Source organism: Desulfovibrio sp. 1214_IL3152 (assembly GCF_036763055.1).
Classification (GTDB): domain Bacteria; phylum Desulfobacterota; class Desulfovibrionia; order Desulfovibrionales; family Desulfovibrionaceae; genus Desulfovibrio.
Genome location: NZ_JBAIYW010000031.1, coordinates 1 through 1,944, shown reverse-complemented (window position 1 = coordinate 1,944; position 1,944 = coordinate 1). Strand labels below are relative to the sequence as shown.

General features: G+C 59.0%; 2 protein-coding genes. Both read left to right on the top strand.

The window, feature by feature from the left end; translation table 11 throughout:
• Positions 1–84 precede the first annotated feature (84 nt).
• Positions 85–990 (top strand): branched-chain amino acid ABC transporter permease, encoded by a 906-nt coding sequence (locus tag V6C07_RS00665; protein ID WP_012624113.1) that lies wholly within the window; start codon positions 85–87, stop codon positions 988–990.
• Positions 987–1,944: branched-chain amino acid ABC transporter permease (locus V6C07_RS00660; RefSeq protein ID WP_333534434.1), on the top strand; the 958-nt coding region annotated here is incomplete at its 3' end. The genes V6C07_RS00665 and V6C07_RS00660, both read left to right, overlap by 4 nt.

Below are 1,944 nucleotides of genomic sequence, written 5' to 3'. Positions count from 1 at the left end.
CCGGCGGCGGGGCGCAGCCTCTCCGCCCACGGCGAGGCGCGCGTTTTTTTACGCCGCCGGAGCGTGGCAAGGGTATAACGCTTTATGGAACAGTTTTTACAGCAGCTTTTGAACGGCCTTGCCGTGGGGGGCATCTACGCCCTGGTGGCCCTGGGCTATACGATGGTGTACGGCGTGCTGAAGCTCATCAACTTCGCGCACGGCGACCTGTTCACCATTGGGGCCTATCTTGGACTGACCCTGCTGGTCAGTTGCAATCTTTCGGGCATGCTCAATCCCGTGGTGGCCGTGCTGGCCGTTTTTGTCATGGTGGCCCTGCTGGTAGCCATCATCGGCTTTTTGCTTGAACGCACGGCCTATCGGCCCCTGCGCAATGCGGGCCGTCTTTCTGCCGTGGTTTCGGCTCTCGGAGCCTCCATATTTTTTCAAAACGCCGTCATGCTCATCTATGGCGCGCGCTTTTACGTGTACCCCGATTATCTGAGACCAGATTTTACCGTGCATCTTTTCGGCTTGGCCGTTCCCGGCGTGCGCCTTCTGGTCATCGCCGCCAGCGTGATTCTTATGCTCGGCCTGTGGGCCTTTATTCAGCGTTCGCGCACCGGGGCGGCCATCCGCGCGGTAGCCATTGATCCCGGCGCGGCGCAGCTTATGGGCATCAACGTGGACCGCATTATCGGCCTGGTTTTTCTTATCGGGCCGGGCCTTGGCGGAGCCGCCGGGCTTATGGTGGGCATCTATTACGGGCAGATAGACTTTACCATGGGCTGGAGTTATGGCCTTAAAGCCTTTACCGCGGCCATTCTGGGCGGCATCGGCAATATTCCCGGAGCCATGATAGGCGGGCTTTTGCTTGGCGTTATCGAAGCCCTGGCCGCCGGGTACATCGCCATTGCCTGGAAAGACGCCATTGCTTTCTTTGTGCTCATCCTCATCCTTATCATCCGTCCCACCGGCATTCTGGGCGAACGCACGGCGGACAAGCTATGAGAAAAGAGCCTCTTCGTATTGCCGCCAGAGTCGCTCTGGCGGCGGTTATCTGCGTGCTGCCCCTCATCAGCAACGCCTACTGGACGGACGTGTGCGTGAGCATTGGCCTGTATGCCCTGCTTTCGCTTTCACTCAATGTTATCCTGGGGCAGGCGGGCATCTTTCACATGGGACACGCGGCATTTTTTGCCGTGGGCGCGTACACCACCGCCATACTGAACACATTGTGCCAGTGGCCCATCTTCTGGACCATGCCCGTGGCCGGAGCCGTGGCCGCCGCCTTTGCTCTGCTGGTGGCGCGGCCCATCATTCATCTGCGCGGCGACTATCTGCTGATCGTGACCATCGGCATTGTGGAAATTGTGCGCATTGCGCTTATTAACGACGTTTTCGGCCTTACCGGCGGGGCCAACGGTATTTTCGGCATCAGCCGCCCCAATTTTTTCGGCTTCAAGGTCGTCAGGGGCATCCAGTTCTACTATCTGGTCTGGGGCATGGTGGCCGTGAGTTTGCTGCTTTTTTACGGCTTGTGGCATTCGCGCTTTGGCCGCGCTCTCAACTACATCAAGGAAGATGATGTGGCTGCGGAAGGCTGCGGCGTCAACGTCACCCACTACAAGCTCATGGCTTTTGTGCTCGGGGCGTTCTGGGCGGGCATGGCGGGAACGCTGTATGCGGCCAAGATGACGACCATTTCGCCGGAATCGTTCAGCTTTATGGAATCCGTCATTATTTTTGCCGTGGTTATCCTTTCCGGCGGCAGCCAGATAGGCGTGCTTATCAGCGCGTTTCTGTTCATCGGCCTGCCGGAGCTGCTGCGGGAATTTTCCAACGCGCGCATGCTTATTTTTGGCCTGGCCATGATGGTCATGATGGTTTGGCGGCCCCAGGGGCTTTTGCCCCCGCGCCGCCGCCGCTACCATGTAGATGGTCTTTCCGGCGCTGGCGCACCGC